Below are 1,545 nucleotides of genomic sequence, written 5' to 3'. Positions count from 1 at the left end.
AGTTTGAATTAGGTTGGGCGAATGAGCGCACTGCTTCACTCACCCAAGAGACAACAAATCACCCAGCTATATCCTTCCCACTCTTATAGTTCATCGCTCTGGGTTTCCTCTTGCCTATAGGGACTACTTTCGATTGCTTGGGAGGTTGAGGCGGACGACATTTCTCGCAATATAGAGGTCTAACTCCAAAGGTTTCTCGTTGTGTGGGCTGTTCACATTGCTTACATACGAAGTTAAAAACGCGAGTATGAATTTCCCGCTTGTGCGCTCTGACAGTGTACTCTCGGACTTGGATTTCTTTGCTTGCCATTGCTTATTGCAATTAGTAATTTTTTGGATCTTAGCCTTTGCTAACAAGATTTCAATGCTCTGGGTAAACATAATCACCCGTTTTGTGAATGGGAATATGGCTACGCCAAAACCAGAGTGAGAGTTGCAACGACCAAACCCAACTGCAACGCCTCACTACATTGAAAAATCACAAACATTTGGAGTTAATCATGGATATCCAAGCTACTCTCACCCTGACGATCCAAGTAGTCGTTATGAGCTTTGTTGCGCTGATGGTTTTCGATTTCATGAATAGTTTGTGGGTTGTACCCTTACCGCCAGTCGGATGGCAACTACCAGTTATTGAACAGCCCACAGTTTCCGCAACAGCATCACAACCTACTCCAAGGGCGATCGCATTTGAGAATATTTCCGACCCTTGGACTTTAGAACTACAATCCCCTGACCATTCTGTTCCCACGCCAGCAGTTATAATCCCTTTCCCCAGACTCCGACTACTCCCACCTGCCAAAGCACAACCGACCAAACCCAAGCGGACTAAAGCAAAATCCTCCACGTCTAAGAAATTCGCCTCAACTAGTACTAAGCACCAGTCCACCAAGCCACGCAAGATAACTGGAAAGTACCAAAAAAATTATAGTTAACCCGTCCTTAGCTCAAACAATTGTAGATTGCCGAGAAGATAAGAGAATTGACGATAGCGACGCGGAAAGCGACTGTGCGTAGCGTCTTTTAGATTTATTCCACCCACTTGAGTGCTGGGCTTGTACCAAAAACATTCAATCTCCAATCTCCAATCTTCTCGGTCAAATGGCTACGCCAAAGCGAAAGTGATGTATTCATATAATAGATATGGTCAGCCTTATAGCCACGCAAGGAACTCTGTTTGACCTAGAAACAGTTCTGGACTACGGACAATCAATCCTCAACGTTGCTCAAGAACTCACCAAATCACTGATTGAGCAACGGACTATCTCCACCAGGACAATCCAAGCCCAGATGAATCGCTACTTTCTAGGCACGGCAGCAGAGGGCGCATGGCAGTGGAAAGACGCTTACGAAGCAGTGGAAGTAGCGCAAATCTTATATCTGCGTCAAAAAGGTTACAAGCTTTTATTAGAGTCGCCGCTAACAGTATTATTAGAATTGGAGAAGTTAATAGCCCTGTGCCCGACGCATACTCGCCGCAGTGAAGAGTCAGTACAGCTTCAGCAATTCTCCACCCCTTTGCCGCTTGCTTATCTGGTAGCAAAA

At 45.4% G+C, this 1,545-nt stretch carries 3 protein-coding genes; 2 read left to right on the top strand and 1 reads right to left on the bottom strand.

The window, feature by feature from the left end; all coding sequences use genetic code 11:
* Window positions 1-58: 58 nt before the first annotated feature.
* Window positions 59-310, bottom strand: coding sequence for a hypothetical protein (locus VB732_RS35615; protein WP_185586311.1), 252 nt, complete (start codon window positions 308-310; stop codon window positions 59-61).
* A gap of 88 nt (window positions 311-398) precedes the next feature.
* Between VB732_RS35615 and VB732_RS35610 the strand changes: the two genes are divergently transcribed.
* Window positions 399-935 carry a hypothetical protein gene (locus VB732_RS35610; protein ID WP_323235504.1) on the top strand — a complete coding sequence of 179 codons (537 nt, stop codon included), beginning with the start codon at window positions 399-401 and terminating at the stop codon, window positions 933-935.
* A 208-nt stretch (window positions 936-1,143) separates the two neighbouring features.
* The coding region (locus VB732_RS35605) for a hypothetical protein (RefSeq protein ID WP_323235503.1) at window positions 1,144-1,545 on the top strand (402 nt) is incomplete at its 3' end.

Source organism: Nostoc sp. UHCC 0252 (assembly GCF_034931145.1).
Taxonomy (GTDB): domain Bacteria; phylum Cyanobacteriota; class Cyanobacteriia; order Cyanobacteriales; family Nostocaceae; genus Nostoc.
The sequence above is the reverse complement of the archived record's forward strand: the minus strand, read 5'-3'. Positions and strand labels throughout refer to the sequence as shown.